Below are 21,298 nucleotides of genomic sequence, written 5' to 3' on the forward strand. Positions count from 1 at the left end.
TATTATACTGTTTCAACTGATTTCAATACACCCAGTTCCTTACCGATCTTCGTAAATGCAGCAATTGCCTTATCGAGATGCTCCTTGGTATGAGCTGCACTCAGCTGCACACGGATGCGCGCCTGGCCTTTCGGCACCACAGGATAAAAGAACCCGATCACGTAAATGCCTTCGGCCAGCAGTTTGTCAGCGAATTGCTGGCTCAGCTTGGCGTCATACAACATTACGGGAACAATGGGGTGATCGCCAGGTTTGATGTCGAAACCTGCCGCCGTTATCTTTTCACGGAAGTATTTAGTGTTAAACTCCAGCTTGTCGCGCAGCTCTGTTGTTTCGCTCAGCATATCCAGTACGGCGATAGATGCCCCTACAATGCTGGGAGCCACTGAGTTGGAGAAGAGGTACGGACGGCTGCGCTGGCGCAGAATGTCGATCACGGCTTTGGGGCCGCTGGTGAAACCGCCGGAAGCACCACCAAGTGCCTTGCCGAGGGTGCCGGTAATAATATCCACCCTGCCCATTACACCACGGTATTCGTGGGTGCCGCGCCCGGTTTTGCCGAGGAAGCCGCTGGAATGGGATTCGTCGCTCATTACAATAGCGTCGTATTTATCGGCCAGGTCGCAGATTTTGTCGAGCTGGGCAATGGTACCATCCATTGAGAAGGAGCCGTCGGTAACGATAATACGGCTGCGGCAGCCCTGTGCTTCCTGGAGTTTAGCTTCCAGATCGGCCATGTTATTATGTTCGTAACGGAAGCGCTGTGCTTTGCAGAGGCGCACCCCGTCGATGATGGAAGCGTGGTTGAGTGCATCGGAGATGATGGCATCCTGTTCGCCGAAGAGGGGTTCAAATACCCCGCCGTTGGCGTCGAAGGCGGCTACATACAGAATAGTGTCTTCCGTTCCGAGGAATTTGGAGATCTTCTCTTCCAGCTCCCGGTGAATGTCCTGGGTGCCACAGATGAACCTTACACTGCTCATGCCATACCCATGGGTATCAATGGCTTCACGGGCGGCGGCTACCACTTTCGGGTGGGACGACAGTCCGAGATAGTTATTAGCGCAGAGGTTGATGACGGTATTGCCACCCACGGTGATTTCGGCGCCCTGCTCGGAAGTGATGATCCTTTCCCGCTTGTAAAGGCCGGCGTTTTCGATCTCATCCAGTTCCAGTTTTAAACGATTGACAAAGTTCTGATTCATGTTGCACCTTATTTTTAGCTCTATCTAACAAAGTTAGGGCAATAAATGTATTGAGGATCGGAATGGTAGAAAGGGGGAATCGGTTGGGGAGCAAAAAGTTTGACGGAGGTGTAACATTTAAAACACGGTTTGCGTCATATAATTATCACAGACGGTTGGATTATGACGAGACGAACTGTTTGCTGAGGTTTCCGGCGGGCTTATTGACGGTTTTTTACCCTTTAGGGCGCTTTGCGTCGGGTAAAACGGGCAAAAGGGCGTTGGTTCTTCGTGCATACGATAGAATTGTCATAGGGCTGGAGAGCTGCCGGGAGTAAACCGGGAAACAGCACTATTCAACAATTTGTCGGAACTTAGCACGCTAAAGAACCTATCGCCGGATGACGGAAAAGGAGTACAACAAATGCGTGGATCTGTACAGCGATAATCTCTTCCGTTTCATCGTGAAGAACCTGGGGCATGCCGAAGATGCCAGGGACGTGGTACAGAACGCATTCGAAATATTATGGAAGCACGTTAGTGATGTGCCTTTTGATAAGGCCAAAAGCTATCTGTTTACCGTTGCGTACCATAATATGATTGATCATGTACGCAAGGTGAAGCGCGTTTCGCTTGTAGAAGAGTTCCGGGAAGAAGCAAAAATTACCGATCAGAAGATACATAACGCACGGGCAATCATAGAAAAAGCCCTCGACCGGCTGAGCGACGTTCAACGATCGCTCATCCTGCTGAAGGACTACGAAGGGTATAGTTACGAAGAGATAGGAGAGATCATGCAACTGAATGCCTCACAGGTGAAAGTTTATCTCCACCGGGCCAGGGCGCATCTCAAGGAATATCTGGTGAAAATGGAAAACGTGATTTAGTAAAGGTATTCAAAATCAGGATCTTATGTCAATAGACATTCACATATCAAATTACGAGGAGTTTCTCTACAGTTATGTAGACGGGGAGCTGAATGCCGAAGAATCTGCGGCACTGGAAGCTTTCGTGGCCACCCACCCCCAGGTTCGTGCCGAGCTGGATCAGCTGCTGGCTGTTAAACTCACTCCTGATAACCCCATATTCGATGGAAAGGCAGCCCTTTACCGGCAGCCTGCTGCCCCGGAAAGGAACTACGCTTCCGTGTTACTCGAATACATTGATGGTGAACTGGCACCTGCTGAAGTACGCGCTTTGGAAGCGTTTATGGAAGAGCACCCTGCCCTCCGGGCAGAACTAGCAGTTTGGGAAAAAACACGCCTGCAGGCTGATATGTCCGTTACTTACGGTGATAAGAGCGGGCTTTACCGCCATGCAGAAAAGCAGAAAGTGGTACGGATGGACCGCCGTTACTGGTGGGCCGCAGCTGCAATGCTCGCCGGTTCTCTCTTCCTGCTGCGCAATGCCTTTCAGCCGGATGATACGGCCGTTATTCTTCCCGCTCCCATGGCAAAGGTTCAGCCTGCCCCACCTGCTGCTCAGCCTGCAACCGTTACGCCGGTTACTCCTACAGAAAATGTGGATGTTGCAGCCTTAGCGGAAGCAACAACCGCAAAGCGTGAGGCTGCCACAGCCAAAACTTCCCCGACGAAGAATTTACCCGCAGCTGACAACCGTACTGCTACAAACGAAGCTCCGGTTACCGGAAATCAGGCTTCCGAACCGGTATCAAACAATGCACTTGCCTCATTGACCACGATTGAGCGTTCCGCCCCCCGGCAGGAAGCTCCGGTGGTTAGCGCAGGGATCACTTCCAGTGTTACCGGAATCCGTGAACAGGCAACCGCCCCCGTTAAAACATCCATCGATGTACAGCATACTGCTTCACTTGCTACCGCCCCTCCTGCCGAGCCTCCCGGAGAGCTCATTATGTCAGTAACGGGCAATGGTATTGAAAGTAAAGTGCTCGATAAAGTCACCAATGTGGCGAGGCTTTTCGCCAAGAAACGTAATAACAGATAGTGATTCAACTAACCGGTAAAACGGGATAGATATATGAAGTATAAAATTTTACTCAGTTGCTTACTGGTCTTCGTCTGCTCCGCCGCCCTGGCGCAGAAACAGGCGATCGACACCATTCAGATCAAGGGGCTGGTGATCATCAAAGGCCGCAATGCCGATGGGAAGAACGTGTTCCGGGCTTACCAGGATACGGCTTATGCCCGGCAAAAGCTTAAAAAGAACCTGCACACCCGATGGCTGGTGTTCGACCTCGGCTTTAACAATTACCGCGACCGGAGCGATTACGGTGGCGCCATGGTAATGTCTCTCCATCCTGCAGCCAGTAACTCCAGCTTCCTGGGAACAACCTACGCAAGCCCCAATTACTATGGTAAAAGCTTTGATTATTCGGGTGCCGCCCTCAATAACTTTGCTCCGCGGATGGCCAGCCAGCCTTTATCGCTTTCAGAGTTCAAATTAATGCCGGGTAAATCGGTGAATTTCAACCTCTGGATCCTGATGCAGCGGCTGAACCTGTATAAACATAAGTTTAACCTCATTTATGCGGCCGGACTGGAAATGAACAACTATCGTTTTGCCCGTAACATCAGCTATGTACCGGGTTACCCGACCACGATCATTCGTGATACGGTGAACTTTTCAAAGAACAAGTTGTTTGTACAATATCTGACCGTTCCATTGATGCTGAATTACACAGGCAATCCTGCCAGGCCAAACCGCTCTTTTAAGATGAGCATGGGCGTATCCGGCGGGTATCTGTTGAAGGCACGCACCAAGCAGGTAAGCGAGGAGAGAGGTAAAGTACGGTTGACCGACGAGTTTAGCCTGAATAAATGGCGTTTTGGGCTAACCGGAGAAATTGGTTACGGACCCATCAAACTTTATAGCAATTTCGCCCTGACCCCCCTCCATGATTACGGGCTCGAGCAGTATCCATTTTCAGTTGGTTTTAGGTTTAACGGATTCTAAGTTGTAATTTTGGACCCGATTAATCAGAATCACGGAAACTTGGTTTCTTCAGGTTTTATGGCAAGCAAGCCTGAAGAATGTATCCTATAAAACTGAATAAAACTCCCAAAAAGTAGAGAAGTATGCGTTCTATCCTAATGTTTCTTGCAGTGGTAGGCGGAATAGTGACGATGCACGCGAGTAATCTGAAATTACCGGATACCCCGAATGTCACCCGCACAGGCGATGATGCATCCGCATCCGTAAAGATCCCAGGCAGTGCCCCGGCCCTTCCGGCTCCCGAAGCCACAGAGGAATTGGTGTATATGCCCGATAGCATTTTTCACGAGCATCAGGCCCACAATCTGTACGTTACCGATCACTATCATGTGTTGTATGTGAAAACGGACACCGTTTTCCTGACCACCCAGAGCCCTGAAAAGCGCCGGAAGGTGATGGCAACCAACGTTTTGTTCCAGTAATCCTTTCGAGCGGAAATTTTCCGGATAAGCCATGCCTGCATGGCTGAGGGTTCGTTATATTTGGCGGATAAAACAACCAACCGCCTTATGAGAAAAATGTTTCTGCTCCTGGTATCCGCAACTCTGCTGTGCCAGGCAGCCTTTTCGCAAAGCGCTCCACCCGCCTGGAAAGAGGCACAATCCGGTGGCTACAAGTACCGCTACATCCCGGGCGATCCAATGCAGGCCCGGTTCTACACCCTTCCCAACGGACTTTCCGTTATTCTCAGTGTTAACAAGAAAGATCCCCGCATCCAAACGCTGATAGGCGTCAGGGCCGGATCCAACAGCGATCCTGTTACACACACAGGACTTGCTCACTATCTTGAACACCTCCTCTTCAAAGGCACTTCCAAATACGGGAGCCTCGACTGGGCGAAAGAAAAGCCTTATCTCGACAAAATCGAGAAACTCTACGACACCTATAATCACACTACCGACGAAGCCAAACGAAAGGTCATCTACCGGCAGATAGACAGCGTATCCGGCATTGCCGCTACATTTGCTATCGCCAACGAGTACGATAAAATGATGACCAATATGGGTGCGCAGAATACCAACGCCCACACCTGGGTAGAGGAAACCGTGTACCAGGAAGATATTCCCTCCACCGCCATCGATAAATTCCTCGCCGTTCAGGCAGAGCGCTTCCGCGATCCCCAATTCCGCATCTTCCATACCGAGCTTGAAGCCGTATATGAAGAAAAGAACCGCGGGCTGGATAACGATGGCAGAAAAGTATACGAAACCACCCTTTCCACCCTCTTCCCCACCCATAACTACGGGCAGCAATCCACCATTGGTACCGTAGAACACCTGCGGAACCCCTCACTGATCGAGATCCGCAAGTTCTACAACAAGTATTATGTGCCGAACAATATGTCGGTCATCTTTGCCGGGGACTTTGATCCGGATTACGTGATCAAAAAAGTAGATGCGGCTTTCAGCTACATGAAGCCCAAACCGGTTACGGAATACACCGGTCCTAAGGAGGCGCCTATTGCCCAGCCTATTGTAAAAGAGGTTTACGGGCCGGATGCCGAGAATATCAGCATGGCCTTCCGCATGCCAGGATCTAACGATACCCGCAATACTGTATTGCTTAACGTGGTAGCTTATGTACTTTCCAACGGCAAAGCCGGTCTGCTCGATCTCAATCTGAACAAACAACAGAAAGTACTCCGCGCCTCCATCAGCCTGTACCCCTGGAAAGACTACTCCGTTTTCACGCTTAATGGCCGCGCCAAGCAGGATCAGTCGCTCGATGAAGTGAAAGAACTCCTCGTTTCTCAACTCACAGCGCTCCGCAATGGCGACTTCGATGAATCCCTCATCAAAGCCATTGTGAACAACATCAAGCTCGATGAGATACAGGGCCTCGAAAGCAATGAGACTCGTGCCAATACACTCATGGATGCATTTATCAAGCACAAGGGTAAAAACTGGAATTATGATGTGGGTATGATAGATGCCATGAGTAAGGTTACTAAAAAAGACATCACCGATTTCGCCGCCCGCTTCCTCAACAACAATTACGTTTTGCTCTATAAGCGCAAAGGCGAAGACAAGAACATCGAGAAAGTAGAGAAACCACCCATTACCCCGGTAGCCGTAAACCGCGATGCACAATCCGATTTCCTCAAGAAGGTGGCAGACATGCCTGAGACACCGGTAAAACCCCTCTGGCTCGACTTTCAGAAAGATATCCAGAATGGTAAAGCCGGTCCTGCAGAACTGCTGTATGTACAAAACAAAGACAACAGCCTCTTCCGCCTCCATTACCGGTTTGACATGGGGAACTTTGCCGACCGCCAGCTGGCAACCGCACTTGAATACCTGAAATTAACGGGTACCGATAAATATTCTTCCGAAGAGATCAGCAAACAGTTTTACCAGATCGCCTGCAACTTCAGCACAAATGTGGGCAATGAGGAAACTACCATCACCATTTCCGGTCTCCAGGAAAACTTCGATAAAGCAGTAGAACTATTCGATCACCTGCTTTCCCAGTGTAAGGCCGACGAACAGGTGCTCGCCGGGTTGAAAAACCGACTGTTCAAAACCCGTGCAGACAATAAGCTGAACAAATCGTCTATCCTTACCGGTTTGCGCAGCTACGCCACCTATGGCGCTAAGAACCCTTTCAATTCGCAGCTTTCCAACGATGAGCTGAAGGGGCTTACGGCCGCGGGACTGGTGCAGCAGTTGCACGACCTGGCGAACTACCGGCATAGTGTGATTTACTACGGACCCGCTTCCCAGGCGGATGTGTCTTCATCCGTGGCACGCCTGCACAGGCAACCCGCTACTTTCAAAGAAGCTAAGCCCGCTACTCAGTTTACCCGTACAGTAAGCGCAGGCAACAAAGTACTGTTTGCCGATTATGATATGGTGCAGGCCGAAGTAAGCTGGGTACGCAACACCGATACTTACGATCCTTCCCGGACAGCTGTAGTGGATTTGTATAATAACTATTTTGGTTATGGAATGGGATCTATCGTATTCCAGACCATCCGCGAATCCAAAGCACTGGCTTATTCCACCTACGCTTATTACGCCTCGCCTGCAAAGAAGAACGACCATTATTCGATGCTCGCTTATGTTGGCAGCCAGGCCGATAAGATCAACGATGCGATTGTGGGCATGAATGAATTGCTGACCACGCTTCCTGAGTCTGATAAGGCCTTCGAAACTGCCCGCAGCAGCATGCGCAAAGGCATAGAAACCGAACGCATTACGCAGGACGGAATCGTGTTCAATTACATCAATGCCCGGAAGCTCGGCCTTGATACAGACATCCGCAAATCGGTTTACGAACGCGCAGCGCAACTGCAGTTCAACGACCTGAAGCAGCTTCACCAGCAGGAAGTGTCGGGTAAGCCGTACACTTATTGCATTGTGGCCTCTGAGAAAAAACTGGCGGCCGACGATCTGAAGAAATACGGAGAAGTACAGAAACTTTCTCTCGAAGAAATTTTTGGATATTGATCCGCATTGATATTAAATGACTTGAAAGAGCGCCCCCGGGCGCTCTTTTTTGTTTGCACAATATTCGGATGTAGCCTGCGTTAATCCAGAAAATAACCTACTGTATATCCATGTGGCGCTTTTGCTATCTGTCCATCCTGTTGCCGCTTTTCGCGTTTGAGCACAATAATTCCGATCTCTACAGCGTTCGGCTGAACCCTTCCCGTATCAATGCGGATAAAGTGTTTTTGCTGATCGATAAAAGCGATTACCGGATGTATGTGTATGAGGATGTTACTTTGCTGAAAATCTATAAAGTGGTATTCGGCAGTAACGATCAGTCAGATAAGTTTGCAGAGGGAGACAAGCGTACACCTAATGGTACATTCAGGATTTCGCAAAAGCGGATAGACAACCGGTGGAGCCGGTTTATGTTGCTGGATTATCCCAACAGCGAATCGATGGAGAAGTTTGCCCGCCGCGTATCGCGCGGGGAAGCAAACCCGGGAACTGATCTTGGCGGCGGCATCGGGCTGCACGGGGTGGAATATGCATCCGGGATCAGGGATTATTATGTAGATCAGCGCATTAACTGGACGCTGGGCTGCGTCAGCCTTAAGAACGGAGATATCAATGAGATATTCGAAGTTGTGAAGGTGGGCACTCCCGTAGTGATCAGGCCATAACGAGATACCACGTTAACCATATAAAAGAAAAGAGGGATACCATGGTATCCCTCTTTTAGTTGGTATGTGCAGTATCGTATTACAATCTGGAATGCTTGATTTCTTCCACAACAGAAGGGTCGAGCAGGGTAGAGGTATCGCCCAGGTTGTCCAGCTCGCCTTCCGCGATTTTGCGGAGGATGCGGCGCATGATTTTACCGGAGCGCGTTTTGGGCAGGCCGCTTACAAACTGGATTTTGTCCGGCTTGGCGATGGGGCCAATAATGCGGGCCACGGTTTGCATAATATCTTTCTTAGTGAGCTCGGGATCTTTTACATGAAGTTCCGCGATTACGTAAGCATAGATGCCCTGTCCTTTAATCTCATGCGGATAGCCAACCACCGCACTTTCCACCACACCTGCGTGCATGTTGATGGCGTTCTCTACTTCGGCGGTACCAATACGGTGGCCGCTAACGTTGAGTACATCATCTACGCGGCCGGTGATACGGTAATATCCGTCTTCATCGCGAAGGCAGCCGTCGCCGGTGAAGTAGAGGTTTTCGTATGTCGAGAAATAGGTGGTGCGGCAGCGTTCGTGATCGCCATAGGTGGTGCGGATCATACCGGGCCAGGGGAACTTGATACAGAGGTTGCCGTTTACACCGTTGCCGGTGATTTCCTGACCGTTCTCATCCACGAGGATGGGCTGAATGCCGGGCAACGGGAGGGTGGCATAGCCCGGTTTTTCCGGCGTAATACCAGCGATAGGGGCGATCATGATACCGCCCGTTTCCGTTTGCCACCAGGTGTCGGTAATAGGGCATCTGCCTTTGCCGATCTGGTCTTTATACCAATGCCAGGCTTCTTCGTTGATAGGCTCACCAACGGTACCCAGCGTAGTGAGGGAGCTGAGATCTTTATGATTCACCGGGCCAAGGCCAAAGCCCATGAGGCTGCGGATAGCTGTTGGCGCGGTATAGAGAATGTTAACACGGAACTTGTCTACGATATCCCAGAAACGGCCGGCATCGGGGTAGGTTGGTACGCCTTCAAACATCAGGGTGGTGGCGCCTGCGCTGAGGGGGCCGTACACGATATAGCTATGGCCGGTGATCCAGCCAATATCTGCTGTACAGAAATATACCTGTCCGGGTTGATACTGGAATGTATTGATGAAAGTGTAATTGGCGTAAACCATATATCCGCCGCAGGTGTGTACCACGCCTTTGGGCTTGCCGGTAGAGCCGGAAGTGTAAAGGATGAAGAGCATATCTTCAGCATCCATTTCTTCGGCCGGCACGGGCGGGTTGCCCATGGTTTCAACAGCTTTGATCTCATCTTCCCACCATACATCGCGGCCTTTGAGCATGCTCACCGGCGTGCGGGTACGGGTGCAAACGATCACTCTTTTTACTGAAGGGCAAGCCATCAGCGCATCGTCGATCACGGATTTGAGAGGAATATCTTTAGCGCCGCGGAAAGCACCGTCGCAGGTGATCACCAGGCTTGCCTGTGCATCCTGGATACGGTCAGCGATAGACTGTGCGCTGAAGCCGCCGAATACCACGGAGTGGATGGCGCCGATGCGTGCGCATGCCAGAACGGCGATTGCCAGCTCGGGGATCATCCCCATATAAATACATACACGGTCGCCTTTCTTCACACCATTATTCTTCAGCACATTGGCGAACTGGCAAACCTTATTGTACAATTCACGATAAGTCAAAACACGGTGGCGCTCTTCCGGATCATTGGGTTCCCAGATGATGGCGGGCTGATTGCCCAGTGTGCCCAGGTGCCTGTCGAGGCAGTTTTCAGTAATGTTCAGCTTAGCTCCGGTGAACCACTTTACGTCCGGTTGCTTGAAATCCCACTCCAGCACCTTATCCCACTTGCGGCGCCAGTAAAAATGGTCCGCCACGTTGGCCCAGAATCCTTCAGGATCCGTTACACTGTGCTGCCAGGCCTGTTTGTAATCATCAAAACTCTTGAGTTGGTACGGGTACGACATGATACCAGATAAATTAAATGTTTAATACAGTTTTTTAACGGGCCTTAAATTTAATCAATTAAGTTTGAACAATATCAAATAATGCTTAAATATCATTGGAAGTATTTCAATAACGAAAAACGCCCGTCTTGTAAGACGGGCGTTATATTTTTCATGAAATCCTTGCTACTGGAGGGTTTTCACCCGTTCTTTCACATAGGTATGAATATCCTTCTCATTCTTCGATTCCGGCTTTGCGCTCTTTAAATAAAGCTGGTAGTGCTTTCGCGCCCGCTGAGGGTCTTGTATCTGCTGGTCATAAATCCGCGCGATGCCATACTGTCGCATGGGGTCTTTGAACAGATAATACGCGGTATCGTAGTAGCTGATGGCCGCACGGTATTGTTTCATTTGCTCGAAATTACCCGCCAGTGCAGCATAATAGCTGTCGAGCGATTTGGACTTGGCAGTTGAGATGCACTCCAGCAAAAGCACGTTGCTCTTCTCATAATATTTAATACCTGCATAAGACATGGCGGCATAGAACTTCACTGTTTCCGGAGCATCGCCCAGCATCTCCGTCATCACATCATAGACTTTTATACAGCTGTCGAATTGCTTCAGGTGGTAATAGGTAACGGAAAGATACATGTACGCCATGGGGGCATACGACCGCTGTTCCAGTATCTGTGAACCAAAGCGCACCGCGTCTGCATATTTGTTGAGATTGTAGGATGATTTGACGAGCATGGCATTGATGGAAATATTCGCACTGTCGGTCATGTAGTATTTGTTCAGCACACTGTCTGCCTTCGCGAATTCTTTATCGCCCATGTATTCATCTGCCATAAACGAAACGATCCCCGGATCATAGGGCTGGAGGTGATATGCTTTCTCCATATACACCCTTGCTGAATCCTGCAGGCCAACCACGTTTGTGCATGCCCTGGCCAGCTGTTTCCAATAAGATGCCTGTCCGGGCCGCACTTCTGTCAATTTCTGGAAATGGGGCACGGCGGTGGCATATTGCTGCTGCTGAATGGCGATGTTGCCCAGTTGCTGATGGGCCGTAATGTGGTCCGGCGCTATGGTGAGGATTTTCCGGTATTGGATGGCTGCTTCAGGCAGCTGCATGTTCTGGTATAAAGCATTCGCAAGGATAACAAGGCCATTGGGATGCTGTGGTTGCACGGTGGTTTCCATGTACCGGATCACCTGGTCGTATTGTTGTTCCTGAAGGTAACCCATCAACAGGTTGTTGTCTACCTTGTCCTGCGCGGAAACGGTGGCCGAGATAAGGGTGGCCAATACAAGAAATCTGTATCTCATGGCTGGGAGTTTCTTTAAAACTAAGTATTTAGTTGATTATTCGGAAATTTAGTTTTCAGCCACCGGTGGTACAGGTTTTTCTTCTGCCGGAGGGGCTCCACCGCTCCGGATGTGCACATCCTGCTGGGGGAAAGGGATTTCTATACCGTTACTATTCAGGGATTCGTAGATATTCCGGAGGAGTTCGGATTTTATTGTCAGTGTAACATTGATATCGGTCCAGAATAGCACCCGGAAATCTACCGAGCTGTCGTTCAGTAAATGGATCACCACCAGTGGGGCCGGATGTTGCTGAATGGTTTCCTGTGCTTTTACGGCAGCTTCCAGCAGCGTTTGTACCTGCTTCAGGTCGGAGCCATAGGCTACACCTACAATGAGTTCACTGCGCTTCAGCTGGGTGGTAAGCGTCCAGTTGGTGATATGTTGTGAAAGGAGGTCGCCATTAGGGACGATCACGACAGAGCCTTCCACAGTGGCGATCTTGCTGGCGCGGATGCCGATTTCCTTTACCGTGCCGCTTTGCGCACCCACGTCTACCACATCGCCTATTTCCACCGGCTTTTCGAAAGCGAGGATCACGCCAGATACCAGGTTGTTCACGATATTCTGCAAGCCAAAGCCAATACCCACACTAAGCGCCCCAATAATAATAGTAAGCTTGTCCATGGGGATGCCGGAGGCGGTAAATGCCAGCAGGATACCGGCGCCGAGTACACCCAGGCGGATGAGCAGCACAGCGCTGTTCCACCGGTTCTTTTTAACGGAACCACTGCCATCCTGATGCCCGAAGATGAACATCATTACCTTACTGATCTGGAAAGCTACCCATATAACCGCGATGAATATGAAGATGCTGGAAAAGCTGAAAGTGGTGTTTCCCAGTTTGCGTTCTGCTTCGAGGAAAGTCAGTACTTCGTCGCGGATAATGGCATAGATATTCAGGTTGCGCAGCAGGATGACAAACCATGCAATGGCTGCAAGAAGGTACAAAGTAGAGCGGAGGCTTTCGCGGATGCGGTTAAAGTCGAGGAAAGCGGCGAACCTGCTGTTGGATTTGCTTGCTTCGAGATGGAGGTAGAATGTTTCGAAGAGCAATTGTACCAATACGAGTAACGCCTGGGCCGAAATAAGGCCGAATACGGCGCTGATGCCGAAGAATTTGGCCAGCATTACCCGTCCGAAGAAGTTGCACATCATAGCGGCAAGGATCATGGCAGTGGCCAGGTACACTACCAGCTGGGTGTATTTAGGCCAGTTATATCCCCCTTCCTGCTCCTGCCGTTTCAAAAAGCGCCAGCATACAAACAGCATCACGGCCTGCAATCCAAACTGTGCCCATCTTTCCAGGAAGGAATTCTGGAGGAGGAGATTGAGCAATGCATAGCCGATGTACACGGCCAGCATGGCTCCCCAGAGCCAGCGCATCCATACCGGCATTTCCCGTGCCTGCAGCAGGCCCACGCAAATGGCCAGTACCGTCCAGAGGATAACCATGAAAATGATCGGAGGATTGGTGTACAGGAATGGGCCAATGGTGAGTATAAAGATCAGTGATGTTAACAGCGGTTGCCGGGCAGCATAGCGGGTATTGCCGAAAATGCCTTTTTTGTCGTGATGGTACTTTTTTATCCGGTAAATGCTTGCCAGCAGCCAGCCGAAGTAGACGGTAAAGAGTACAAGATTGAGCAAATGCACATCCCAGTTATATCGGAGGTAAAATGTAAACACGCGGTGCGTGGCGAGGATGGAATTATTCAATACCTGGGGGAAGTCGTTTTCATAATCTCCGGGCCGTGCGCTCCACAGATTATTTTCCTCACGGCCCCAGATGTGCCGCTGGGCATTATTTAGTTTGAAATCCACTTCATCGAGCATATCCGTAATGGCGATGTAATTCATGGCCACGCGGTTTTGCAGGAGGCCGAGGCGGAGAAGACTGTTTCGGTTAGCGGTATCGGCCTGTAACCATTTACGGTTGAGCTGCGACAGCTGGTTAACATACAGGGATTGCAGGCTGGGGTCTTTTGGGAGCCTTTCCAGCACAGTATCGTGCAAAATGTTGTTGATCTCTGTACTCATGTCGGTAACCGCGCGGCTGTACGACGATAGTGATTGCTGCCAGCGGTTATGTTCCTGCTCCATTTCAAGAAGGATGACCTGCAGGGCATAAAGGCTGCGGATATTGAGGAGGCGCGGGTTAGTAAGGATGCTGTTATGAAGGATCTTGACGAGCCTTTCCGATTCAGGCAGTTCGGAGGAGATCTCCAGGGTGTCGAACCCGCGGCGCAGGGTATTGTTCACCCGGTTGAGCATTTTGGTGATATTCTCTACGCGCTGTACGGCATCCGTTACAACAGTATCGGAAGGTTTTTGCTGCGCATCCGGCGTAATGGGTGTTTTGACTGCCTGTGCTGCGGCGCCGGTGAAGCACAGGAGTAAACAGAGGAGCGTGTAAACACGGATATTCATTTCAATGGGTTGTTACTGAAAGTTAACTTAAATGTGGGCGCTGCGGTTCACTTGAAGGCGTAAAAAAGGCCCCGGAGGGCCTTTTCGTAATCAATAAAGTTGATAATGTGTTGATTATTGAGATGCTCCGGGCTCCAGCGCAACCAGCATAACGGTATTTTCTACCGGCGCATCCAGCGTCATTTCCTGGTAGGCGAGGGCAGTGTGGCCTTTCATGCGGGTTACCTCCAGCCGGTGTACCTGGCGGCAGGGGCGGAAGTGTGATTCGGTGCCGTGAACTGTAACGGTCACGTGCCGGATGTTCCTCCCTTCCTGGTGGTGGAGTTCTGAGAGAAAGCGGGAGATGGTGGTGTAAATGGGATGGTCGTCCTGGTTGGTAGTTGAGGTGTTTGGCTGCATGGTTTACTGTTTTTGGGTGTTTGACAATGGTTCCGCCGTCCTGGCGGATTGGAATTGCCGTGACGGTTCAGGGTCGGGCAAAAACGGGCAACACGCGGTTAACGGGTTTTGAAGCGGTTGTTTACATTGCTGATGTTCTTCAGCAGTTTGTCACCTACAGAGATGATCTTATCTCTTTCGGCGTTGGTCAGCGGATAGGTGCCTTTGGCCTTCCTGTAAAATGTGGCATTGCTCCATCCGCACTCCCTGCATACGTGGTCCCGGAACGATTTGGGCAGTTGCACCAGCTCGCTGTGCAGGTAAACCAGTAGGTTGTGTGACGTAATCGGCTTCGTTTCCATGCGATAAATTTTATCATTTTGATTGAACTTGGCACAATTTGTCAATAAAAATGTTATATTGATATTGTCCGTATCACATTTATCATTGACAACGATTACAAGTATAACAAAATATATTTACATTGGAGTCGGTTTCAAAAAATATAATTCATGAAGGCGCGCGTCTGAAACAGATCGTTCGCGACAAAGGCATGAAGATCCTGGATTTCGCCAGGCAGGCCGGTTTCAGCAACCAGATCGCCCATTATTATTTCCGTAAGGAAGCCATTAAGCGATCCACCCTGCTGGAGTTCTGCACAATGTTGGGCATCAGCCTCGACGAGTTCTATGGCTGGACGCACCCGCGCCGTGCCCTCCCTCAGCCGGCACAGGAACAGCATCATGGCCGCCGCCTCGACGAAATGATTGAAGAAAAGGGCCTCAATAAAACGCGCCTCGCTAATCGAATGGCCCTCAGCAGGAGGGCACTCTATAACCTCCTGGAGAAACCGGTATTCACCCCCGATCAGCTCAAGAAAGTGTGCCAGGTGCTGGAAATCAGCCAGAAAGAATTCGTGGGCGGGAATAATGTGGAAGATGGCGGCGCAGAGCTGGTGGAAACCGAAACCTGGAAAGACAAATACTATAAACTGCTGGAAGACTATAACCTTGCACTCCTCGAATTAGCCCGGCTCCGGGAAAGCGCATCAGCCAATTCTTAAAAAAAAGATGCCGCTGCCTTAGTGGCAACAGCATCCTCAGGGTTTCACAGGTCAGGAACTTGAGGGCTTGATGTTAACAAACACCAGAAGAATTCTTATAGCTATTACGGTACAAAAGTATTGGTACTGTGTTACCTGTATATTGCGGATCCGGAAAATTTTCTCCTCAATGAGGAAAAAAACATTCATTTTATATATATTAGCAATCCTATATCTATAAAACTATCCGATCCCTTTGCTATGAAACACTGCCTATCCGCCTTGATCATGTGCCTCATCCTGCTGGTGGGGAAAGCCCAGCAGGCATCTGCTCCCGAAGTAAAAGAGTTTGAGCTCTACTGGAAAAAAGTGCATGCTGCCATCATGAAGAAAGATTACACTGCCGTTTCCCGGTTTATCGAATTCCCGCTCGTTGTCCGTAAAAGCATCTCCGATACGGCTGTTACCACCGTGGATGCCAAAGAATTTGCAAATTTCTTCTCCGCTTATCTCGACATGCCTGCCCGCGACAGCTTTATTAATAAGTACGGACTCCTTAAAAACCGCCGCGATCTCAATGATGACGATAAGTCCATGATCTCTGAAGAATCCGCCACCATGGAGGATTTCGAGTTTCAGAAAGTAGACGGGCAATGGAAAATGGTATACGTTTACGCCACCCAGCCGGAGTGATCTGGGTATTAATTCAAATATAAAATAAACCCCTACCGAGAAATTTACCGGGCTTCTTCCATTTTTTTAACCGGAAAACACAATTATTCCCTTAATTTTGCACGATTTTTTTGTGCGCTCGCAGCGCATGAAAAATCGGAGGTTTTTCATTAAAAACAGCTAATTAAGAAGATGCCCAGAGACACATCAATCAAATCGGTCCTCATTATTGGTTCCGGTCCCATTATTATCGGTCAGGCTTGCGAATTTGACTATTCCGGCTCCCAGGCGGCCCGCTCCCTGCGGGAAGAAGGGATCAAGGTAATACTCATAAACTCCAATCCGGCCACAATCATGACCGATCCCATGATGGCCGACAAGGTTTATCTGTTACCGCTCACCGTGGAAAGCATAGAACAGATTCTTGAAGAGAATGAAATTGACGCAGTACTACCCACCATGGGCGGTCAAACGGCACTCAATCTCTGTAAAGAAGTAGATGAGCTGGGTATCTGGGAAAAATTCAATGTCCGCCTGATTGGGGTAGATATTAAGGCGATCGATAAAGCGGAAGACCGTGAGCAGTTCCGCCAGTGGATGATCCGCATCGGCATCCCCGTTGCTTCTGCCCGCACCGCCAACTCCCTCCTCGAAGGCAAAGAATTTGCACAGGAAATCGGCTTCCCCCTCGTAATCCGTCCCAGCTTCACGCTCGGCGGTACCGGCGGCGGCTTCGTACATGACCGCGATGAGCTCGACGAAAAGCTCGACCGCGGCCTCAAAGCTTCCCCCGTTCACGAAGTGCTCGTGGAAAAAGCAGTACTTGGCTGGAAGGAATACGAACTGGAGCTGCTCCGTGATAAGAACGATAACGTGGTGATCATCTGTACGGTTGAAAACCTCGACCCTATGGGCGTTCACACAGGCGACTCCATCACCGTGGCCCCTGCCATGACCCTTTCCGATACCGCTTTCCAGGACATGCGCAATAAAGCCATCATGATGATGCGCGACCTCGGTAACTTCGCCGGCGGTTGTAACGTACAGTTTGCCATGAACCCGGAAAACGAAGAGCTGATCGCCATCGAGATCAACCCCCGCGTAAGCCGCTCTTCTGCACTGGCCTCCAAAGCCACCGGTTACCCCATCGCCAAGATCGCTTCCAAACTCGCCATCGGTTACACCCTCGACGAGCTGGAAAACCAGATCACCCGCACCACCTCTGCTTACTTCGAGCCCGCGCTCGACTACGTAATAGTAAAAATGCCCCGCTGGAACTTCGATAAGTTCAAAGGGGCAGACGATACCCTCGGCCTCCAGATGAAATCTGTTGGTGAGGTAATGTCTATCGGCCGCACTTTCACCGAAGCCCTTCAGAAAGCCTGCCAGTCGCTCGAGAACGATGCTGTTGGCCTCGGCTACTACGGCAAATCCCTCATGAAGAGCGAACAGCTGCTGGAGAAACTGAAACGCCCCACCTGGGATCGTATCTTCCGCATCAAAGATGCCCTTATGGAAGGTGTTTCCGTGAAATCCATCCACCAGGCCACATTGATCGACCGTTGGTTCCTTCACCAGATCAACGATATCGTGACCCTGGAAAAACAACTGATGGAGCACGACCTCGACTCTGTGCCCCTGCACCTCCTGAAAGAAGCCAAACAAATGGGCTTCTCCGATAAGCAGCTTGCACTCATCTTTACCAACTGTGAAGAAGAGGAAGTATACGAAAAACGTAAAGCGGCAGGCATCACCCGTACCTACAAGATGGTAGATACCTGCGCTGCGGAGTTCGAAGCTAAAACACCTTATTTCTACTCCACTTTCGATACCGAAAACGAATCCATCCCTACTGATAAGAAGAAAGTGATCGTACTCGGCTCAGGCCCCAACCGCATTGGTCAGGGTATTGAATTCGATTACTGCTGCACCCACGGCCTCCAGGCCATCCAGGAATCGGGTTTCGAAGCCATCATGGTTAACTGTAACCCGGAAACGGTATCTACCGACTTTGATATGGCCGACAAGCTGTACTTCGAACCGGTATACTGGGAGCACCTTTGGGAAATCATCGAACTGGAGAAGCCGGAAGGCGTTATCGTACAGCTCGGTGGCCAAACAGCACTGAAGCTCGCCAAGCGCCTCACCGAAAAAGGCATCCGCATCATCGGTACATCGTTCGATAACATGGACATTGCGGAAGACCGCGGCCGCTTCTCCGACATGCTGAAAGAACTGGGTATTCCTTATCCGAAATACGGCACTGCTTACAACACCGACGATGCTATTGAAGTAGCGAAGGAAGTAGGCTACCCCGTACTCGTACGCCCGTCGTACGTACTCGGCGGCCAGCGTATGCGGATTGTTATCAACGAGGAAGAGCTGGAGAAATCAGTACTCAGCCTGCTGAAGCACCTCCCGGGCAATAAGATCCTCATCGATCACTTCCTCGACCGTTGTCAGGAAGCTGAGATCGACGCGATCTTCGACGGCGAGAATTTCCATGTAATGGGTATTATGGAGCACATTGAGCCTGCAGGTATCCACTCCGGCGACTCTAACGCCGTACTGCCAGCGTTCAACCTCACCGGAATGGTGCTGGCAACGATGGAATACTACGCGGAAAAGATTGCCCGTGCGCTCGACATCCGTGGCCTCATCAACATCCAGTTCGCCATTAAAGACGGCAACGTGTTCGTGATCGAAGCCAACCCCCGCGCATCCCGTACCACTCCGTTCATTGCCAAAGCATACCAGGTACCTTACCTCAACATCGCCACCAAGGTGATGCTGGGTGTTAAAAAGCTCACTGATTTCACGATCACTAAAAACCTCACAGGTTATGCGATCAAAGAACCGGTGTTCTCTTTCAACAAGTTCCCCGGTGTGAATAAGGAACTCGGCCCTGAGATGAAATCTACCGGCGAAGCCATCCGTTTCATCAAAGACCTCCGCGACCCTTACTTCCGGACGCTTTACAAAGAAAGAAGCATGCACCTCAGCAAATAAGGGCATGTTTACCATACCGAAAGCCGTATCAGATTTTCTGATGCGGCTTTTTTTTGTGAATTGATATCTTCTGTATATTCAACCTGTACCATTGTTTGTAACCGATGAAAAACCACGTCTGGAAAGCTGCGCCTTTCCTGCGCCTGCTGCCGCTACTGGCACTGGGCGCCCTTGCGGGAACGTACTTCCCGCAGATTCCATGGATCATGATTTGTTTGTGTGTAACGTGCTGGGCATTGCCCTTGCTGCTGCCTCTCCGGATGCGGTATGCATTGCACCCGTTGCAGGGGGCGGGTGTGATGGGCGCCGTGTTTTGTGCTGGGATGCTACTGCCTGCAGTTACCGACATCCGCCAGCATCCGCAGTGGATAGGGCATTACGGAGGTGATACTCTGAGAGTGAGTATTACGCTGATGGAAACCCCTCAACGCAAGGCGCGTTCCTGGAAGGCGGAATGCCGGATAGAAAGCGTGCAGACAAAGGGCATCCCCCAAACTGCTACTGGCAATATGATCCTCTATTTCGCGGAAGACCCCGGACTAAAAGCGGGTAATCGCATCTTCGCCAGTGTAGATGCCGCACTTATCCGCAATTCCGGAAACCCCGGCAGCTACGACTATGCCGCTTATTGCGCACGCCGCGGCATCTGTCACCGCGCCTTCCTTACTAAATATCAATGGCGGCCAATTCCGGGCAATGGATTTTCGAAAGCGGAGCAGTGGCTTTATAACGCACATGCATACACCTTAAAAACACTGGAGGCATATATTCCCGGAAAGGAAAACGCTGGCATTGCGGAAGCGCTGCTGGTGGGCTACCGCGCCAATCTCGATGCAGATGTGGTCCGTGATTATACGAACACCGGTGTTGTACATATCATCGCAATTTCCGGATTGCACCTGGGGCTGATTTACCTGGGCGGTGTGCAGCTGATGCTATGGCTGCCCCAAAGGCGATGGGCCAATATTTTACGTGCAGTTCTCCTGATTGCCGTGTTGTGGTTCTTTTCCCTGCTCACAGGGGCTTCCGCTTCGGTACTCCGTTCCGCGATGATGTTCACGGCAATTGCGGCAGGTAGTTATTTGGTAAACAGGCATGTGTCGTCACATAATAACCTGGCTGCGGCTGCCTTTTTACTGCTGGCCTTTTGCCCGGCATTCCTTACTGATGCCGGTTTTCAGCTGTCGTTCCTCGCGGTTGCAGGGATACAAACCTGTTACCTGCCCCTTTACGGGTGTTGGGCACCCCGGTGGAGCTGGCTCGATAAAATCTGGCAGCTGGTGGCGGTTTCGCTGGCTGCGCAGGTATTCACGCTGCCGGTGTGCCTCTATTATTTCAGGCAGTTTCCCGTGTATTTTCTGCCGGCAAATCTAATAGCGGTACCATGGAGTACGATGTTGCTGTATGGAGAATTGCTGCTGATGGCAATATCGTGGTGGGAAGCAGGCGCGGGCTGGTTGGGATGGGCAATAGGGTGGGGGATAGAGGGGATGAACCTCGCCATTGGCTGGCTCAGTGCATTGCCCGGGGCGGTTTGGAATAATATCCGCATCTCCCTTACCGAAACCTTCATACTCTACGCCGTGCTGTGCAGCGGGGTGGCGGCAGGAATGTTACGCAGTAAAAGATGTTGCTTTGCAACCTGTTTGCTGGCTCTGATTGGATCTGTATTGCATGCCGTTGAAAAAATCAACGCGTTTTCGCACCGGACACTTGTGGTAATGAACATCCCTAAATCAACGGTTGTGGCATGTATCCGGGGGAATACGGCACTCTGGCAGGGAGATAGTTCCGCACAGGTAACTTCCGCTTTGCAGGGAGCGGCCTGGTATTTCAATACGGGCGTTTTCAGCCGGAAGGCTCCCGAAAGGATTGTATGCATCGGCAACAAGCGGCTCCTTATCCTCAACAGCCGGCTTCCTGCCCGATCTACTGCCAACAAAATCAAAATTGATTATATTTTGTTGTCACATAAAGCAGAGGTCAATATCAGCAGGTTGAAAGATTTTTTCATATATGACTTACTGATTTTTGACGCATCCGTCCCGCCTTTCCGGCTACAGGAATGGAAAAATGCGTGTAAGGAACTAACTTTGCGCAGCTTTTCGGTTCCTGATATGGGAGCCTTCGTTGTAAATCTCTAATTATTACTGTGC

At 50.4% G+C, this 21,298-nt stretch carries 16 protein-coding genes; 10 read left to right on the top strand and 6 right to left on the bottom strand.

Annotation, left to right across the window (positions count from 1 at the left end; translation table 11 throughout):
* Positions 1-2: 2 nt before the first annotated feature.
* Positions 3-1,205 carry a glycine C-acetyltransferase gene (gene kbl / locus DEV76_RS06190; RefSeq protein ID WP_109696185.1) on the bottom strand — a complete coding sequence of 401 codons (1,203 nt, stop codon included), beginning with the start codon at positions 1,203-1,205 and terminating at the stop codon, positions 3-5.
* Between the two features lie 380 nt (positions 1,206-1,585).
* On the opposite strand from kbl, the gene DEV76_RS06195 reads away from it, so the two are divergent.
* From DEV76_RS06195 to DEV76_RS06220, 6 genes are all read left to right on the top strand, one after another.
* Entirely contained in the window at positions 1,586-2,071 is a 486-nt protein-coding gene (locus tag DEV76_RS06195; protein WP_109696186.1) for an RNA polymerase sigma factor, read from the top strand.
* A 25-nt stretch (positions 2,072-2,096) separates the two neighbouring features.
* A complete protein-coding gene (locus DEV76_RS06200; RefSeq protein WP_109696188.1) occupies positions 2,097-3,149 on the top strand; it encodes an anti-sigma factor family protein in 1,053 nt (350 codons plus the stop codon).
* 33 nt (positions 3,150-3,182) lie between these two features.
* Complete coding sequence (locus DEV76_RS06205) at positions 3,183-4,118, top strand: outer membrane beta-barrel protein (RefSeq protein ID WP_109696190.1); 936 nt, start codon at positions 3,183-3,185, stop codon at positions 4,116-4,118.
* Positions 4,119-4,240: 122 nt separating this feature from the next.
* Positions 4,241-4,579, top strand: a complete 339-nt coding sequence (locus DEV76_RS06210; protein ID WP_157962748.1) for a hypothetical protein — start codon at positions 4,241-4,243, stop codon at positions 4,577-4,579.
* Positions 4,580-4,666: 87 nt separating this feature from the next.
* Entirely contained in the window at positions 4,667-7,606 is a 2,940-nt protein-coding gene (locus tag DEV76_RS06215; RefSeq protein WP_109696698.1) for a M16 family metallopeptidase, read from the top strand.
* Between the two features lie 110 nt (positions 7,607-7,716).
* Positions 7,717-8,271, top strand: a complete 555-nt coding sequence (locus DEV76_RS06220) for a L,D-transpeptidase family protein (protein WP_109696195.1) — start codon at positions 7,717-7,719, stop codon at positions 8,269-8,271.
* 79 nt (positions 8,272-8,350) lie between these two features.
* Here DEV76_RS06220 and acs read toward each other — a convergent pair whose 3' ends face one another.
* The 5 genes from acs to DEV76_RS06245 form a co-directional block, all read right to left on the bottom strand.
* A complete protein-coding gene (gene acs / locus DEV76_RS06225) occupies positions 8,351-10,264 on the bottom strand; it encodes an acetate--CoA ligase (RefSeq protein ID WP_109696197.1) in 1,914 nt (637 codons plus the stop codon).
* 165 nt (positions 10,265-10,429) lie between these two features.
* Positions 10,430-11,572 carry a tetratricopeptide repeat protein gene (locus tag DEV76_RS06230; RefSeq protein ID WP_109696199.1) on the bottom strand — a complete coding sequence of 381 codons (1,143 nt, stop codon included), beginning with the start codon at positions 11,570-11,572 and terminating at the stop codon, positions 10,430-10,432.
* Between the two features lie 48 nt (positions 11,573-11,620).
* Positions 11,621-14,041 (bottom strand): mechanosensitive ion channel family protein, encoded by a 2,421-nt coding sequence (locus DEV76_RS06235; RefSeq protein ID WP_109696201.1) that lies wholly within the window; start codon positions 14,039-14,041, stop codon positions 11,621-11,623.
* Positions 14,042-14,155: 114 nt separating this feature from the next.
* Positions 14,156-14,440: a hypothetical protein gene (locus DEV76_RS06240; protein WP_109696204.1), complete on the bottom strand. Its 285-nt coding sequence runs from the start codon at positions 14,438-14,440 to the stop codon at positions 14,156-14,158.
* A gap of 98 nt (positions 14,441-14,538) precedes the next feature.
* On the bottom strand, positions 14,539-14,781 hold the full coding sequence (locus DEV76_RS06245) for a hypothetical protein (protein WP_109696206.1): 243 nt from the start codon (positions 14,779-14,781) through the stop codon (positions 14,539-14,541).
* Positions 14,782-14,903: 122 nt separating this feature from the next.
* Between DEV76_RS06245 and DEV76_RS06250 the strand changes: the two genes are divergently transcribed.
* From DEV76_RS06250 to DEV76_RS06265, 4 genes are all read left to right on the top strand, one after another.
* Positions 14,904-15,482 (top strand): helix-turn-helix transcriptional regulator, encoded by a 579-nt coding sequence (locus DEV76_RS06250; RefSeq protein ID WP_109696208.1) that lies wholly within the window; start codon positions 14,904-14,906, stop codon positions 15,480-15,482.
* Positions 15,483-15,722: 240 nt separating this feature from the next.
* Positions 15,723-16,154 (top strand): hypothetical protein, encoded by a 432-nt coding sequence (locus tag DEV76_RS06255; protein ID WP_157962749.1) that lies wholly within the window; start codon positions 15,723-15,725, stop codon positions 16,152-16,154.
* 171 nt (positions 16,155-16,325) lie between these two features.
* Complete coding sequence (gene carB, locus DEV76_RS06260) at positions 16,326-19,142, top strand: carbamoyl-phosphate synthase large subunit (protein ID WP_109696212.1); 2,817 nt, start codon at positions 16,326-16,328, stop codon at positions 19,140-19,142.
* Between the two features lie 104 nt (positions 19,143-19,246).
* Complete coding sequence (locus DEV76_RS06265) at positions 19,247-21,286, top strand: ComEC/Rec2 family competence protein (protein WP_109696214.1); 2,040 nt, start codon at positions 19,247-19,249, stop codon at positions 21,284-21,286.
* The last annotated feature ends 12 nt before the right edge of the window (positions 21,287-21,298 follow it).

The sequence above is a fragment of the Chitinophaga deserti genome (assembly GCF_003149455.1).
GTDB classification, from domain to species: domain Bacteria; phylum Bacteroidota; class Bacteroidia; order Chitinophagales; family Chitinophagaceae; genus Chitinophaga; species Chitinophaga deserti.